Origin of the sequence: Aminobacter sp. DSM 101952, assembly GCF_001424795.1 — a bacterium.
GTDB lineage: Bacteria > Pseudomonadota > Alphaproteobacteria > Rhizobiales > Rhizobiaceae > Aminobacter > Aminobacter aganoensis.
Genome location: NZ_LMCL01000005.1, coordinates 21,006 through 37,092 on the forward strand (window position 1 = coordinate 21,006; position 16,087 = coordinate 37,092).

The 16,087-nt window shown below is 67.1% G+C and carries 13 protein-coding genes; 9 read left to right on the plus strand and 4 right to left on the minus strand.

What is annotated here, in order from left to right:
* Positions 1–3: 3 nt before the first annotated feature.
* Complete coding sequence (locus ASC75_RS06775) at positions 4–1,899, minus strand: hypothetical protein (RefSeq protein WP_156381142.1); 1,896 nt, start codon at positions 1,897–1,899, stop codon at positions 4–6.
* A gap of 539 nt (positions 1,900–2,438) precedes the next feature.
* Between ASC75_RS06775 and ASC75_RS06780 the strand changes: the two genes are divergently transcribed.
* The 8 genes from ASC75_RS06780 (at position 2,439) to ASC75_RS06815 (ending at position 11,337) form a co-directional block, all read left to right on the plus strand.
* The gene (locus ASC75_RS06780; RefSeq protein WP_055972077.1) at positions 2,439–3,464 is read left to right on the plus strand and encodes an ABC transporter substrate-binding protein; all 1,026 of its coding nucleotides are present in this window, start codon (positions 2,439–2,441) and stop codon (positions 3,462–3,464) included.
* 79 nt (positions 3,465–3,543) lie between these two features.
* Complete coding sequence (locus tag ASC75_RS06785) at positions 3,544–5,043, plus strand: sugar ABC transporter ATP-binding protein (protein WP_055972080.1); 1,500 nt, start codon at positions 3,544–3,546, stop codon at positions 5,041–5,043.
* Positions 5,040–6,032 (plus strand): ABC transporter permease, encoded by a 993-nt coding sequence (locus ASC75_RS06790; protein WP_162244902.1) that lies wholly within the window; start codon positions 5,040–5,042, stop codon positions 6,030–6,032. The genes ASC75_RS06785 and ASC75_RS06790 overlap by 4 nt, the downstream gene beginning before the upstream one ends.
* On the plus strand, positions 6,029–7,024 hold the full coding sequence (locus ASC75_RS06795) for an ABC transporter permease (RefSeq protein WP_055972086.1): 996 nt from the start codon (positions 6,029–6,031) through the stop codon (positions 7,022–7,024). The genes ASC75_RS06790 and ASC75_RS06795 overlap by 4 nt, the downstream gene beginning before the upstream one ends.
* The gene (locus tag ASC75_RS06800; protein ID WP_055972089.1) at positions 7,021–8,034 is read left to right on the plus strand and encodes a LacI family DNA-binding transcriptional regulator; all 1,014 of its coding nucleotides are present in this window, start codon (positions 7,021–7,023) and stop codon (positions 8,032–8,034) included. Before ASC75_RS06795 ends, ASC75_RS06800 begins: the two co-directional genes overlap by 4 nt.
* Positions 8,035–8,066: 32 nt before the next feature.
* Positions 8,067–9,311: a Gfo/Idh/MocA family oxidoreductase gene (locus ASC75_RS06805; protein ID WP_055972093.1), complete on the plus strand. Its 1,245-nt coding sequence runs from the start codon at positions 8,067–8,069 to the stop codon at positions 9,309–9,311.
* Positions 9,312–9,376: 65 nt separating this feature from the next.
* Positions 9,377–10,282 carry a carbohydrate kinase family protein gene (locus tag ASC75_RS06810; RefSeq protein ID WP_055972097.1) on the plus strand — a complete coding sequence of 302 codons (906 nt, stop codon included), beginning with the start codon at positions 9,377–9,379 and terminating at the stop codon, positions 10,280–10,282.
* 182 nt (positions 10,283–10,464) lie between these two features.
* Positions 10,465–11,337, plus strand: coding sequence for a DUF2189 domain-containing protein (locus ASC75_RS06815; RefSeq protein WP_055972100.1), 873 nt, complete (start codon positions 10,465–10,467; stop codon positions 11,335–11,337).
* Between the two features lie 66 nt (positions 11,338–11,403).
* Here ASC75_RS06815 and ASC75_RS06820 read toward each other — a convergent pair whose 3' ends face one another.
* Together ASC75_RS06820 and ASC75_RS06825 are read right to left on the minus strand one after the other, a co-directional pair.
* A complete protein-coding gene (locus tag ASC75_RS06820) occupies positions 11,404–12,672 on the minus strand; it encodes an RNA polymerase sigma factor (RefSeq protein ID WP_055972103.1) in 1,269 nt (422 codons plus the stop codon).
* A complete protein-coding gene (locus tag ASC75_RS06825; protein ID WP_055972105.1) occupies positions 12,669–13,043 on the minus strand; it encodes a YciI family protein in 375 nt (124 codons plus the stop codon). Before ASC75_RS06825 ends, ASC75_RS06820 begins: the two co-directional genes overlap by 4 nt.
* A 186-nt stretch (positions 13,044–13,229) precedes the next feature.
* On the opposite strand from ASC75_RS06825, the gene ASC75_RS06830 reads away from it, so the two are divergent.
* A complete protein-coding gene (locus tag ASC75_RS06830; protein WP_055972107.1) occupies positions 13,230–14,507 on the plus strand; it encodes a 4-aminobutyrate--2-oxoglutarate transaminase in 1,278 nt (425 codons plus the stop codon).
* Between the two features lie 279 nt (positions 14,508–14,786).
* On the opposite strand, the gene ASC75_RS06835 is transcribed toward ASC75_RS06830, so the two are convergent.
* The gene (locus ASC75_RS06835; RefSeq protein ID WP_055972110.1) at positions 14,787–16,019 is read right to left on the minus strand and encodes an FAD-dependent oxidoreductase; all 1,233 of its coding nucleotides are present in this window, start codon (positions 16,017–16,019) and stop codon (positions 14,787–14,789) included.
* Positions 16,020–16,087: the final 68 nt, after the last annotated feature.

Here is a 16,087-nt window from a genome sequence, read left to right on the forward strand (position 1 = left end):
CCCTCACGGTTCGCAGCTTGCGGCGGGCGTTTCGAGCGGCACCACCACCTTGCAGCAAGGGTAGTAGCCGCCCTTGTCGGCGTCGGACTGCTTGTAGAAGCACAGGCCGACATTGACGGTGTCACCGGGGAAGTGGCCGGTCACCCCGATGGTGAACGGCGCGCCTGCCGTCTTGCTCTGCTGCAGCGGTGTGATGCCAACGCCCGGCGTCCTGGAATCGGCCTTGACGGAATCGCCGCCGATGCCTGCAACGTCACGGACATAAAGATCGGCCTCGAGCCCGGCCGGGGTACAGAAATACTCGACCGCCTCGAGGTCGAGGCAGGGCGGGATGTTGCCGGGCGGCGGGAAGGCCGGCGGCCACAGCGGCGTCGGATAGTCGCCCGGATAGGGGATCTGCTCGTAATAGCCGGCGCGGCCCTCGCACGGACGCCAGACCTCGACATCGCCGACATGGCCCTCGACCTCGGGATCCTCGAAGAAGCTGTCGAAATCGGCGAACCACGAGCCAAAAGGCGGAACGTTGGCCGGCTTCACAAGCGCGGCTGAGGTGATCTGCACGCCGTGGACGGCGAGCGGACCGCCAGCGGCAAGCTGGTCGGCCAGGGCCGGATTGTCGCGCAGCTTGTCACCAGTCTTGACGATGGTGTCGGTGCAGGCGTTGGGGTTGATGAAGCCCTGCGCGTCATAGCCATATTGCAGGTCGATGCCGCCGGCCGACCGGCGGTTGCCTTCCGGGAAGCCGACGGCATATTCCTGCGGTACCGGCACCCAGATGCTTTCGGTCGCCGGATCGTCGGGGCTTTCGCGCCAGTAGCGGATGACCTCGCCATCGCCGGTGTCGGCGAACTGGCTGTAGTCGAAGCGGTTCTCGATCTCGCCGCGCTGGGCCAAGTACAGGAAACCCCTGCTGTCGAAGGCGATGTCGGTGACCGGCAGGTCTTCCTCGGCCTCGACCGTCAGCTCCCAGCGCGGGTCGCCGGCGAACTTGCCGTCGCGGGCGATGCCGACCGACCAGATCTCGGCCTTGTCGCCGACCGCGTAGTAGACACGGCCGCCGTGGAAGGCGATGCCCCAGACACGGCGTTCGTCCTGGGTGTAGCCCCAGGTGCCGGGGTCCTCGCTGTCGAAGGCGGCACCGGCGATGTCCATCACCGCGCCGTCGTCGGCCGTCGGCGCCAGCCCGCGGACAGGGCGACCCGTGACGCCGTGGTCGAAGCTGTCGAGCACGGCGCCCGAGGCATCGATGCGGTGGATCAGGCCGGTGTCGAGGTCGGAGGCGAAGAACTGGCGATGGACCTTGTCGAAGGCGACGTCGCCGATGCCGGGTCCGCTGTTGGTGCCGATGTCGGCGAATTTGCTGACGGCGCCCGACATGCCATCGATGCGCCAGATGGTGCCGGGTCCGCCGCCATTCTCCTCGCCGAACTGGCCGGCCATGAAGGTGGCGCCGGCGATGCCGCGGCGCTGGCGCTCGGGACGCCCGTCGTCGTCGGCATCGGGCGTGACGATGCGGATGCCGTGCAGCGAGGTCGCGCCCGCATAGAGGTCGGGCACGCCGGACAGGGTGCCGTCGCGGACGCCGTCGTCATAGGTCAGCGCAAATACCTGGCCGATCTGGCCGGCCAGAACCTCGAAAGGCTGCGGCGTGTTGACGATCTGGCCGGTCGGCGGTCCGCCGAGGGCCGAAACGTCGAAAACGCGCAAGGTCGCGCGCTCGGTGTCGATGAAGGTTTCGTCGACAGGGTCGACGCCGGGCGGCAGCCCTTCCTCGAAGCCGGGAATGACGGTGCCTGAAAAGCCGGTAACCGCCATCGATCCGGGGTTGATGATCCGGGTTTCCTGGGCGCCGGCCGGCGGCACCAGCCAGAGATTGGCGGCAAGCGCCAGCGCCGTCATGCCGGCGTTCAGCGCGAGTGCTCTCAGGCGGGTGCCAGACGGTTCTGATGGACGCGCAGGCGCGCCGGAACCACCACGAAAGCACGGCATGACACCTCTCCCGAGTTGTGTGGAAGAAGGTGCTGGAGCGCATGCGAGAGCGAAGCGCTGATACCCGGCACTTTCCTCCCTTGCAGTCCTGCTATTGTCCCTCGGCGCGACGATACGCCGGGGCTTACCCAGGGTCAATGGAACAAGCCCGAAGCCCAGCGCGTCCACCCTCTCCCTGAGGCGGTGGTCGCGCCGTGCTCCGGGTGCTCGCGGTGACCCGCAACACCTGGTGTCTGTGGTCATTGGGTTTTCCTTTCGTGACACCGCACCACGCGGCGCCTGGACTTTGGTCGCGCCGACGCCCGGAAAGGTTCACCCTGAAAGCCTGCCGCGGAGACCTCATTTTGAGGCAAACGAATGCTCCGCAAACCCTTGAAAAATGGCGATTGAAATCGATTACATTTTCTGGCTATCATCTGCTGCAGTAGTTTTTGCACCGGGAGGAATTCATGAAGAAATTTGCAGCACTGGCGCTCACCACCGTCGCGGCACTGGCCGTGTCGGCGTTCTCGACCCAGGCGGCCGACTACAAGATCGGCCTGTCCAATGGCTGGGTCGGCTCGGAGTGGCGGACCCAGATGATCGAACAGGCACAGGCAGCGGCTGCGGCCTGGAAGGAAAAGGGCGTCAATGTCGAGGTCGTGGTGCAGAGCGCCAATGTCGACGTGCCCGGCCAGATCGCACACGTCCGTAACTTCATCAGCGAAGGCGTCAACGCCATCATCATCAACCCGAACAGCCCGACGGCGTTCGATCCGGTGTTTGCCCAGGCCAAGGAAGCCGGCATCCTGGTGATCTCGACCGACGCCGAAGTGTCGTCGCCCGACGCCACCTATGTCGGCATCGACCAGAAGGCATGGGGCGCGGCAGGCGCCAAGTGGCTCGCCGAAACGCTCGGCGGCAAGGGCAACGTCGTCGCCATCAACGGCGTCGCCGGCCATCCCGCCAACGAGATGCGAGTCGCCGGCTACAAGGAAGTGTTCGGCCAGTATCCCGACATCAAGATCGTCAACGAAGTGAACGCCAACTGGGACCAGGCGCAGGGCCAGCAGGCCATGCAGAACCTGCTCGCCACCAACCCCGACATCAACGGCGTCTGGGTGCAGGACGGCATGGCGGCGGGTGCCTGGAAGTCGATCATCGACGCCAACAAGCAGTCGTCGATCGCCGCCACCGGCGAGATCCGCAAGGACTTCATCGACCTGTGGGTCAAGGACAAGCTGAACTCGGGCGCTTCGGTCAACCCTCCCGGCGTCATGGCTTCGGCGCTCAACGTCGCCGTGCTGATGCTTGAAGGCAAGGAACTGAAGGAGCCGGCAACGGCTGGCCAGTACAAGAACGCCATGTACCTGCCGATCCCCTTCATCGACAGCAAGAACGTCGAGCAGGTCGCCAAGGAGCTCGACGGCAAGCCGGGCTACTTCTCCTACACCAGCCAGCTTTCGATCGCAGACGCCGAGGCGCTGTTCAAGTAAGCTTCATCCCACCAGTGGGGACGCGCGCCTCGAAAAGCCGCGCGTTCCCCGACCGACGAAGCACCGGAAAGCCACCACAATGTCGAAACTCATCATGCGCGGCGTAAGCAAGGCTTACGGCGCCACCCTGGCCTTGCGCCGCGGCGACCTGACGGTCGAAGCCGGCGAAGTGCATGTGCTGATCGGCTCCAACGGCTCGGGCAAGAGCACGCTGTGCAAGGTGCTGGCCGGCAGCGTGCGGCCCGACGGTGGCGAGATCCTGATCGACGGCAAGCCGGTGACCATCACCGGCCCGCATGCGGCGCGCGAGCATGGCATCGGCATCTTCTACCAGGAGCTCAGCCTGGCCGGGCACAGGACGGTGGCGGAAAACATCTGCCTGCCCGACATGCCGGGTGGCATCTTCGTCGACCGCAAGGCGCTGGAGACCCGCGCCGCACGATACATCGCGCTGTTCGACACGGTCGCCGGCGAAGGCTTTTCGGCGGAAGCGGTGGTGGAAAACCTGCGCGCCGACCAGCGCCAACTGGTCGAGATCATGAAGGCACTGGCGACCGAAGCGCCGATCACCATCTTCGACGAACCGACCTCGGCGCTCGACCGGGCCCAGGTCGACCGCTTCTTCGAAATCCTGCGCGACCTGAAGGCTGGGGGCCGCAGCATCATCTTCATCTCGCACCGCATGGACGAGATCTTCGCCATCGGCGACCGCGTCACCGTCATCCGCGACGGCGAGACGGTGGGCACCGAAAACATCGCCGACACCAACCCGGCAGCCGTGATCCGGCTGATGGTCGGCGGCCAGGACGAGCTCGCCGCCGGCGCCAGCGCGCCGCCGGCAGCGGCGACCGACCGCAAGGCGGCCGTGCTCAAGGCCGAGAACTTTTCCGGCAAGGGCTTTGCCAATGTCAGCTTCGAGGTCGCCCGGGGCGAGATCCTCGGCTTCGGCGGCCTGCACGGCCAGGGCCAGTCAGCGGTGCTGCGCGCCATCTTCGGCGCCAATCCCGCGGCGGGCGGCACGATCACCCTCGGCGGCTCGGCCTTCGCGCCGTCCAACCCGCGCAACGCTATCCGGCGCGGCCTCGCCTATGTCTCCGGCGACCGCAGCCGCGACGGCGTCATCCAGGGCCGGCCGATCATCGAGAACGCGACGCCGATCCACTATCTCCGGCAGAAGCTGAAGCTGGCCCGGCCGGCAGCGCTCGCGGCGCGGGTGAAGCCGGCGCTCGAGGCGCTGCACACCAAGTTCGGCGGGCTCAGCCATCCCATCAATTCGCTGTCGGGCGGCAACCAGCAGAAGATCGTCATCGCCCGCTGGCTGATCGACCGGCCCGACGTGCTGTTGCTCGACGACCCGACCAAGGGCATCGACCTGTCGGCCAAGGCGGACCTGTTTGCGCTGATCCGCAAGCTCGCCGAAGAGGGCATGGGCATCGTGCTCTACTCCTCGGAAGACGCCGAACTGCTCAACAATGCCGACCGCATCCTCGTCTTCAACGGCGGGTCGGTGCGGCGCGAACTCATCGGCGCAGACCGCACGCGCTACAATCTCTACCAGGCAGCTTACGAGGCCGCGTGATGACGACCGCGACCCTTTCCACGCAAAAGCCAGGCGGCGGGCTCAAGCGCCTCGTCGAACGCCATCCGTTCCTGCCGGCGCTGCTGATCGCGCTGGTGCTGCTGGCGCTCAACGGCCTCTACCAGCCGCGCAGCGTCAGCTTCATCGGCATCACCGGCCTGACCAAGACCTATCTGGCGCTGATGATGCTCGCCATCGCCCAGACCTATGTCGTCTATGCCGGCGACATCGACCTGTCGGTCGGGGCCATCGTCTCGCTGGTCAATGTCGTCATCGTCGTGCTGATGGAAAAGATGGGCGGCAGCGGCTTTTCGGTTGTCGTGGCCCTCGGCGTCGGCCTGCTCACCGGGCTTGCCTGCGGCATCGTCAACGGCATCGTGGTGGCCGCACTGCGTCTGCAGGCGATCGTCGCCACCTTCGCCACCTCGATCTTCTTCACCGGGCTGGCGCTCTACGTCATGCCGGTCGCCGGAACCCCGGCGCCCGCCGCCTTCTGGCGCACCTATGGCGGCCGCTTCTTCGAGGTCCCGTTCGTGTTCTACGCCGTCGTGGTGCTGGCCATCATGCTCTACGTGCTGGCCCGCACCCGCCTCGCCACCCAGCTCCTCGCCGTCGGCGACGACGCGCAGGCGGCCTTCCAGAGCGGCCTGCCGGTCACGAAAATCCGCATCCAGGGCTACGCGCTGTGCGGCCTGTTCGCAGCACTCGCCGCCTTCTGCATCACCGGCGACACAGCCAGCGGCGACCCGCTGGTCGGCGGCAAGATGACCCTGTTCTCGGTGGCGGCGGTGGTGCTCGGCGGCAGCGCATTGTCGGGCGGCTTCGGCACCGTCGTCGGCTCGATCATCGGGGCGCTGATCATCGGCCTGATCAACTCGCTGGTGTTCTTCGTCGGCACGCCGTCCGAATGGCAGAACCTGGTCCAGGGCCTCGCCATCCTGGTGGCGCTGATGGCCGGCGTCCTCGTCGGCCGGAGGGCACGCGCATGACCGCCACGACCCAGACCCCGGCCAAGGCGCCCGCGCCCTCGCCCGTGCTGACCTTCCTCAAGCAGCCGCTGGTGGTGGCGCTGATCCTGATCGCGGCGCTGCTGATCCTCGGCGAAGTGCTGTCGCCCGGCTTCGCCTCGGCCCAGCAGATCCTGCGCCTGCTGATCGTCGCCGCCCTGCTCGGCATCGTCGCCGCGGGCCAGAACCTCGTCATCCTCGGCGGCCGCGAGGGCATCGACCTGTCGGTCGGCGGCGTCATATCGCTCTCGGCCATCATCGCCGGCAACGTCATGAACGGTGCCGACAGCGCCATCGTGCCGGCGGTGCTCGCCTGCATGGCGGCCGGCGCCTTCATCGGCCTGATCAACGGCATGGGCGTCACGCTGCTGCGCATCCCGCCGCTGGTGATGACGCTCGGCATGCTCGGCGTGCTGCAGGGCCTGTTGGTCGTCGTCCGCAACGGCATCCCCTCGGGCTTCGCCGCGCCCGGCCTGTCGCGCTTCGTCACCCAGCCCTTCCTGCTCGGCCTGCCCGGCATCATCTGGCTGTGGGTGGCGATCGGGCTGCTGATGGCCTTCATGCTGACCCGCACCGTCTACGGCCACCGCATCTACGCCATCGGCTCCAATGAGCAGGCCGCCTACATGGCCGGCGTGCCGGTCCGGGCGATGCGCATCTCGCTGTTCATGCTGTCGGGCGTGTTCGCCGCCATCACCGGCATCTGCCTGCTCGGCTATTCCGGTTCGTCCTTCGCCAATGTCGGCGAGCAGTACATGCTGGCCTCGATCATCGCCGTCGTCTTCGGCGGCACGCCGCTGTCCGGCGGCAAGGGCGGCTACACCGGCACCATGGCGGGCGCGCTTCTGCTGGTTATCCTGCAGGGCATCCTGACCACGGTCCACATCGACGAATCCGGCCGGCAGATGGTGTTCGGCGCCACGCTGCTGCTGCTGATGCTGTTCTACGGACGCGGGCGGGCGATGCGCGGATGAACGAGCGGCCCAAGATCAAGGACATCGCCGAACGGCTCGGCGTCTCCGCCGCCACCGTGTCGCGCGCGCTCTCCGACAGCGGGCTGGTGGCCGAACCGACGCTCAGCCGCATCCGCGAGGTCGCCCGCGAGATGAACTACCGGCCCAATGTCAGTGCGCGCAACCTGCGCACGCAACGCGCCATGGCCGTGCTGATGGTGGTCCGCGACGTCGGCAACCCGTTCTATCTCGAGATCCTGAAGGGCGTCGAAGCCACCGCCCGGGCCGCCGGCTATTCCGTCCTGATGGGCAACACCGAAAACGACTCCGACCGCGAGGTCGAGTATTTCGACATGCTGCGCGACGGCCATGCCGACGGCATGATCCTGATGACCGGCAAGCTGCCGGCGCGCGATGGCTTTGTCGATTCGGTCGCCGACGCGCCCATCGTGGTGGCGCTGGAGGAGATCCGCGACGCCGGCTTCCCCCATGTCATGATCGACAACGAAGGTGCCGCGCGAGACGCCGTCGAGCACCTGATCGGGCTCGGCCACAAGCGCATCGCCCACGTCTCGGGCCCGGTGCCGGAGATCATGAGCGTCAGCCGCCGCAACGGCTACCGCGCCGCCATGCAGGCCGCCGGGCTCGCCATCCCGGACGGCTACGAGCCGGTCGGCGACTACCTGCTGCACACCGGCCAGCGGCTCTGCCGGGAGCTGTTCGAGCTGCCGCAACCGCCGACGGCGATCTTCGTCGCCAACGACGAAATGGCCTTCGGCGTGATCCATGAACTGCGCCGCCTCGGGCTCGACGTGCCGGGAGACGTCTCCGTCGTCGGCTTCGACGATCTGTTCCTGAGCGAGGCCTTCTACCCGCCGCTGACCACCGTCAGCCAGCCGCGCACCGAGATCGGCCGCGCCGCCATGAACATGCTGCTCGACATGCTGGCCGGCGGGCTGACGCCGCGCAAGCCGGCCATGCTGCCGACGACGCTGAAGGTGCGCGGCACCACGGCGCCGGCGCCGAAATGACATCAGACATTCAGGAAAATGAGGGATCGACCATGACCGGATTGCCCAAACAGCGGCTGCGCGTCGGCTTCGTCGGAAGCGGCTTCATCGCGGAATTCCACCTCAGGGGCATGCTCGGCGTGCGCAATGTCGACGTCACCGGCGTCTTCAGCCGCAAGGCCGAGAACCGCGCCCGGTTTGCCGCCCGCGTCGCCGAGCTCGGCCTCGGCGAATGCACCAGCCATGACAGCCTGGAGTCGTTGGTCAATGCCGGCGACGTCGACGCGATCTGGATTCTCTCGCCCAACTACACCCGCCTCGACGTAATGCGCACGCTGCACGCCCAGGTGAAGGCAGGCCGCAGCAAGGTCATCGCCGTCGCCTGCGAGAAGCCGCTCGCCCGCACCATCGCCGAAGCGCGCGAGATGCTGCGCCTCGCCGAAGACGCCGGCCTCAACCACGGCTATCTCGAAAACCAGGTGTTCTGCACCCCGGTCATCCGCGGCAAGGACATCATCTGGCGACGTGCCGCGTCGGCCACCGGCCGGCCCTACCTGGCGCGCGCCGCCGAGGAGCATTCCGGCCCGCACGAGCCGTGGTTCTGGCAGGGCGACAAGCAGGGCGGCGGCGTACTCTCCGACATGATGTGCCACAGCGTCGAGGTGGCGCGGCACCTGCTGACCAAGCCAGGTGCCGAGCGCAAGTCGCTGACCATCAAGCAGGTCAGCGGCACCGTCGCCAACCTCAAATGGACGCGGCCCAACTATGCCGACCAGCTCCGGAAGCGCTTCGGCACCGAAGTCGACTACCGCAACCGCCCGTCCGAGGATTTCGCCCGCGGCACGATCCTGCTCGAGGACGAGGACGGCAACGAGCTGGTGATCGAAGCGACGACCTCATGGGCCTATGTCGGCGCCGGGCTGCGCATCCAGCTCGAACTGCTCGGGCCGGAATATGCGATGGAGTTCAACTCACTCAACACCGGCCTCAAGGTGTTCATGTCGCGCGAGGTCAAGGGCGCCGAAGGCGAGGACCTGGTCGAAAAGCAGAACGCCGAGCAGGGCCTGATGCCGGTTCTTGAAGACGAAGCCGGCATCTACGGCTATACCGACGAGAATCGTCACATGGTGGAGTGCTTCCGCAAGGGCGAGAAGCCGATCGAAACCTTCGACGACGGGCTTGCGGTGGTCGAGATCCTGATGGGGCTCTATCGCTCTGCCGAGATCAACGGAACGGTCAGCTTCCCTGCCCCCGAACTCGAAGACTATGTGCCGGTGGTGGCGCGCACCGGCGCGTGACCGACACTGACATACCGGCGTCCGCTCCCATCGGGGCGGCCGCTGCCATTGCATAGGCAGGACTTATGACCGTTCCGACGCTGCTCGTTCTCGGCAATGTCAATGTCGACCTGGTGCTCGGCGAGGTCGACGGCTGGCCCGCCGTCGGCACCGAAGTGGTCGTCGACCGCTCCGAGATGCGTCCGGGCGGCTCCGCCGGCAACACAGCGCTTGCGCTCGCCGGCATGGGCGAAAACCATCTGATGATCGCATCCGTCGGCAACGACCCCAACGGAGCGTGGCTGAGCGGGCAGTTCGACGCCGCCTCCTGCGAATGGATCGTCGAGCCCTGCGATACGACGCTGACGGTCGGCATCGTCCACAAGGGCGGCGACCGGGTGTTCTTCACCACGCCGGGACACCTGCAGCGCGCCAGCCTCGAAGACCTGATCGAGAGGCTGCCGCAGGCGCCGGGCGACAATGCCCTGGCGCTGATCTCCGGCGGACACCTGATGCCGCGCATCGAGGCCGGCACGACGACCCTGCTCGAGGCGCTGTCGGCCAAGGGCTGGCGCACCGCCATCGATCCCGGCTGGCCGCCGGTCGGCTGGACCGAGGCGAACAAGCGGCAGGTCAATGCCTGGATCGCTGCGGCCGACATCTCGCTGATCAATGCCGAGGAGGCCAAGGGGCTGGCCGGCATCGACGATCTCGACGCCGCGACCGCCTTGCTCGTCGGCCAGATCGGCGCCGCGCACACGCTGGTGGTCAAGGACGGCGCGCAGGGTGCCCATGCCTTTGCCGGCGGCGCGCATTTTCATGCGCCATCGCCGAGGGTCGAGGTCATCGACACCGTCGGCGCCGGCGACACGTTCAATGCCGCCTTCCTCGCGTCCCTTGCCAGGGGCGGCTCGCTCGGTGCTGCCCTTGCGCGCGGCGTCGAGACGGCGGCCCGTGCGATCTCGACCTTCCCGCGGCGCTACAGCGCCTGACACGCTGCCAGCAAGAGCCTGGGCGCCGCAACGGGCACGGCCACCGCGGGCCCAGGACCCGTTCGACCAGAGTCGTCAAATCGCTCGAAGCACGTTATATTTTGACATGGTGAAGGTCGCGGTTTTGGTGTGACCACTCATGCTGAACCCGGGCCGCGACCCACCCCAAAGGAGGAGTGGTCATGGCAAGCTTCCATGTGTACGCAGGCGCCACCAATACGCTCGAGCATCCCGCCATCCGCCGGATAACGGTCGCGGACGTGTTTGACGCCTTGCGCCGCGGCTTCGACGATTTTTGGGACAAGCCGTCGCATTACGTTTTCCTGTGTCTGATCTACCCGATCGTCGGCGTGTTTCTGATCACATGGACATCGGGCGGCAACGCCCTGCAGCTCATTTTCCCGCTGATGTCGGGCTTCGCCTTGCTCGGGCCCTTCGCCGGAATCGGGCTGTACGAGATCAGCCGAAGGCGCGAGCAAAACCTCGACACGTCCTGGAGGCATGCCTTCGACGTCAGGCTTTCGCCGGCCATTCCTGCAATGGTGGCGATCGGCATCATGCTGCTCGTGCTGTTCGTCGCATGGCTCCTGGTCGCGCAGGGGCTGTACGCATGGCTTTACGGAGCGGACGCCCCGCAGTCGACCGCAGCGTTCTTCGAGGATCTCTTCACCACCCAGCGCGGCTGGACGCTGATCGTGCTCGGCAATCTGATCGGATTCCTGTTCGCCCTGGTGGTGCTCTGCACCACCGTCGTCGCCTTTCCACTGCTGCTCGACTGCGATGTCGGCGCCTATGCCGCGGTCGAGACCTCGGTACGGGCAGTGCAGAGCAATCCGGTGCCGATGCTGCTGTGGGGCCTGATCGTCGCGGTGGCGCTGCTGATCGGGTCGCTGCCGTTCCTGGCAGGCCTCGCAGTCGTCATCCCGGTCCTCGGCCATGCGACGTGGCACCTCTATCGCAAGGTCGTCGACGTGCCGGCCGACAAGAAAACGCCCCTGCCACCTGCCAACACCGAACGGGACGATCGACACTTCCCATATTGGCTTCGCTGGTAGCCGAGGAAGCCAGGCAACGCACCAGCCGCGCGGGCGACTCGCCCGCGCGGCTGGTGCGAAAGCCGATCAGGCCGACATGCCGTTGCGCGGGAGGCTCTCGGCCGACAGCCGGTCGAGATGCATGCGGATATGGGCCGCTTCGGCGGCGGTGTTGGCGAGCGCGATGGCCCGGCCGAACGCCTCGCGCGCGTCCTCGGCACGTCCGAGCTGCATCAACAGCCCGCCCTTGACGCCGAAGAAGTGGAAGTAGCCCGCGAGCTTGGGTTCCAGCGGCTCGATCAGCTTGAGCGCAGCTTCCGGGCCGCGCAGCTTGGCATAGGCGACGGCCCGGTTGAGCGTGACGACAGGCGATGGCGTCATCGATTCCAGCACCGAATAGAGCAGGTCGATCTCGGCCCAGTCGGTGTCCTCGGGGCGGGCGGCGCGGGCGTGCAGCGCCGCGATCGCCGCCTGGATCTGGTAGGGACCGGAGCGGCGATGGCGCATCGCCTTGTCGATCAGCGCCAGGCCTTCGTCGATCAGGGCCCGGTTCCACAGGCTGCGGTCCTGGTCGTCCATCAGCACAAGTTCGCCATCGGCATCGAAGCGGGCGGCGGCACGGGCGTGCTGCAGCAGGAGCAGCGCCGTCAGCCCCATCACCTCGGGCTCGGTCTGGAACAGGCGCAGCAGCAGCCGCGCCAGCCTGATCGCCTCCTCGCAGAGAGGCGCGCGGTTGGCGATCTCGGTGGCGCCCGCCGAATAGCCCTCGTTGAAGACGAGGTAGACCATGGCCAGCACCGCCGCCAGCCGCTCCGAGCGCTCGACCGGCCCCGGCGCCTCGAACGGCACCTCGGCATTGGCGATGCGCGCCTTGGCCCGGGTGATGCGCTGCTCCATGGCACTTTCGCCGACCAGGAAGGCGCGGGCGATCTGCTTGACCGGAATGCCCGAGACGATGCGCAGGGCGAGCGCGATCTGCTGCGTCGCCGGCAGGTCGGGATGGCAGCAGATGAACAGCAGCCGCAGGATGTCGTCGCGGTAGTGCGCGCCGTCGAGGCGTTCGACGACCGCACTCTCGACGTCGTCGAGGTCGGAGATCGTTTCCTCGGGCGGCATCGGCGCCTGCTTGTTGCGGCGGCGGGCGGCATCGATGCCGGAGTTGCGGCCGACAAAGATCAGCCAGGCGGCCGGATCGCGCGGCGGTCCGTTCTTCGGCCAGGTGCGCAGGGCGCGCAGGCAGGCCTCCTGGAACGCTTCTTCCGCGGTGTCGAGGTCGCGGAAATAGCGCAGCAGGGCTGCCACGGCCTGCGGCCGGGCCGAAGACAATGCCGTGTTGATCCAGGCCGGGTCGGTCATGCTACCTCTCGAGGGGCGAAAAAGGCGCTTATCGGCCGAAGCTCGTAGGAGCCGCCGCCGGGATTGGCCTCGGCCAGGTCCTTGGCGACATCGACCGCTTCGTCGAGGGTTGCGCAGTCGACGACGTAGAAGCCGAGGAACTGTTCCTTGGTTTCGGCGAAGGGACCGTCGATGACCAGCGGTTCGTCCCTTGTCTTGCGCAGGGTCGTGGCCGCCGTGGTCGGCATCAGCCGCGCCACCGGTCCGAGCCTGCCCTGGTCGCGAAGCTTGCCGGTCACCACCTGAAGGCGCGCCATCACCTCGTCGTCCTGTTCCTTCGACCAGGCGCAGACCACGTCTTCGTTGTTGTAGCAGAGGATCGCATAGAGCATCGGTTCGGTTCCTTCATGTCTAGGACGCGCGAGTATGCGCAATTCCGACATGGCGTCGGCATTTTTTTTGCGCCATCGGGAACGGGGGCCTTCGTCCGTCATGACGGCTTGTGAAAAACCGGGAGAGGTGCAGATATGGCGTCGGTCTGGCGCGCGCAAGGCGCCCATAATGTTGGAGGACGCGCGATGAAGAACGCCGAAATCTCACAACGCAAGACGCAGACCATCGCCCGCGGCGTCGGCATGACGACGCAGGTCTATGCCGACCGGGCCGAGAACTCCGAGATCTGGGACGTCGAGGGCCGCCGCTACATCGACTTCTCTTCCGGCATCGCCGTGGTCAATACCGGCCACCGTCACCCGCGCGTCATCGAAGCCGTAAAGGCCCAGCTCGACCGTTTCACCCACACCTGCCACCAGGTCGTGCCCTATGAGAGCTATGTCCGGCTCGGCGAAAGGCTGAACGCCATCGCCCCGATGAAGGGCGACAAGCGCACCGTCTTCGTCACCACGGGCGCCGAGGCGGTGGAGAACGCGATCAAGATCGCCCGCAACGCGACCGGCCGCCAGGCCGTCATCGCCTTTGCCGGCGGCTTCCACGGCCGCACCTTCATGGGCATGGCGCTGACCGGCAAGGTACAGCCCTACAAGGCCGGCTTCGGCGCGATGCCGGGCGACGTGTTCCACGCGCCCTTCCCGGTGCCGCTGCATGGCGTGACGGTGGCCGATGCGCTCGCAGCGCTCGACCGGCTGTTCAAGGCCGATGTCGACCCGGCCCGCGTCGCTGCCATCATCATCGAGCCGGTCCAGGGCGAAGGCGGCTTCTACGAGGTGCCGCGCGACTTCATGACGGCGCTGCGCAAGATCTGCGACCAGCATGGTATGCTCCTGATCGCCGACGAGGTACAGACCGGCTTTGCCCGCACCGGCAAGATGTTCGCCATGGACCACCATGACGTCGCGCCCGACCTGATGACGATGGCGAAAAGCCTCGCCGGCGGTTTTCCGCTGGCGGCGGTGACGGGACGGGCCGAACTGATGGACGCGCCCAATCCCGGCGGCCTCGGCGGCACCTATGGCGGCAGCCCGATCGGCATTGCCGCAGCGCACGCCGTGCTCGACATCATCGAGGACGAGAACCTCTGCGACCGCGCCAATCAGCTCGGCGCGCGGCTCAAGCAGCGGCTGGAATCACTGCGCGACGACGTCCCGGAGATCGCCGACATCCGCGGCCCTGGCTTCATGAACGCCGTCGAGTTCAACGATGCCAAGACCAGGATGCCCTCGGCGGAGTTCACCAATGCGGTGCGGCTCAAGGCGCAGGAAAAGGGCCTGATCCTGCTTACCTGCGGCGTCCACGGCAACGTCATCCGTTTCCTCGCGCCGATCACCATCCAGGACGAGGTGATGACCGAGGCGCTGGACATTCTGGAAGCGTCGATCCGGGACGTGCGGGCGGGGTGACGCTGCCCCGACGCGGGTAGCATCGCCCCTCACCCTTACCTTCTCCCCCGTGAGCGACGAGGAGAGAGGGTCGCCAGCGTTGCGGCCAGCCCCCGCCTGCATCGATGAGACTGGGGCGCGCAACGACTCAGTAGCCCTCATGGTGAGCCTGTCGAACCACGAGGGCGCCAGGCCACCTGCTGCATGCCAAAACCCCATGGTTCGACAGGCTCACCATGAGGTTTTGGGGAGCCCTTCGACCACGGCAGTCGTATCAGGGCAGCGCAAAGAACGGAAAAACTATCCCGCAGCTAACGCCGCAAGTGCCGCCTTCAACGCCTCGGCGCCACCCGCGACCTGCTCCGCCGTCGGCGAGAAGCCGAGGCCGAGCATCTTGCGGCCGAGCATGTGGTCGGCTGGGCGGTTGACGGATTCGATCGCTGCCAGCCGGTCGCCGATGAAATGGAACACCGAGAAGCGGTTCTCGGCCGGGTCTCCCGACAGCATCTGGCGGTCGCTGCCGGCGGTCAGGCCGACCATCTGCAGCTTCATGTCGCCGATGTCGGACCAGAACCACGGCACGGCGCCATAGTCGCCGCCATGGCCAACGATGGTGCGGGCGGCGAGCTTCGACTGGTCGGTGGCGTTCTGCACCGATTCCAGGCGCACGTCGCCACCGGTCTGCCAGTGGCGATAGCTGGCATTGTCGCCCACCGCCAGGATGTTGGCGACCGAACTGCGCATGGCGCCGTCGACGCGAATGCCGTTGGCGATGGTCAGGCCGGCGGTCCCGGCAAGCTCGACATTGGGCACCACGCCGATGCCGATGATGACCATCTTTGCCGGCAGCCTTTCGCCGGCCGACGTCAGCGCTCCCGACACGTGGCCACCCTCGCCCTCGATGCGCTCGATGGTGGTCTTGAGCAGGATGCGGACGCCCGAGGCTTCCAGCCGCTGGCGCACATGCTCGGCGATCAGCGGGGCGACGGCGCGGCCGAGCAGGCGATCCAGCGCCTCGACCACCGTCACGCGGCGGCCGCCGGCGGCGAGCGTCGCGGCAATCTCCAGGCCGATGAAGCCGCCACCGATGACGACGACGTCCTCGCAGGCGGCACTGTGGTCGCGGATCAGCCGCGCGTCGGCGACCGAGCGCAGCGACAGCACGCCGGCAAGATCGGCGCCGGGCAAGGGCAGGACGCGCGGGCGCGAGCCGGTGGCAAGGATCAGGTGGTCGTAGGCGAGGCTGTCGCCACCCGCCAACGACAGGCTGTTGGCGGCGGTGTCGATGCGCTCGACCAGCGAGCCCGGGCGAAAATCGATGGTGTGGCCGGTGTAGAAGGCTTCGCCGCGCAGTGGCTGCGGCTGGGCTGCGGCGTCCTTGATGAAGGTCTTGGACAGCGGCGGCTTGTGGTAGGGCAGCTCCTTCTCGTCGCCGAGCAGGATGACCGGGCCGTCATAGCCTTCCTCGCGCAAGCTGGCGGCGGCCTGGACCCCGGCATGGCCTGCACCGACAATCACGACACCGTTCTTCATGCCCGCCTCGCTATTGGGAAGTCACCGGGGAAATGGCCGTTGGCCCGCGCGGCCACAAGGGGCCAGGG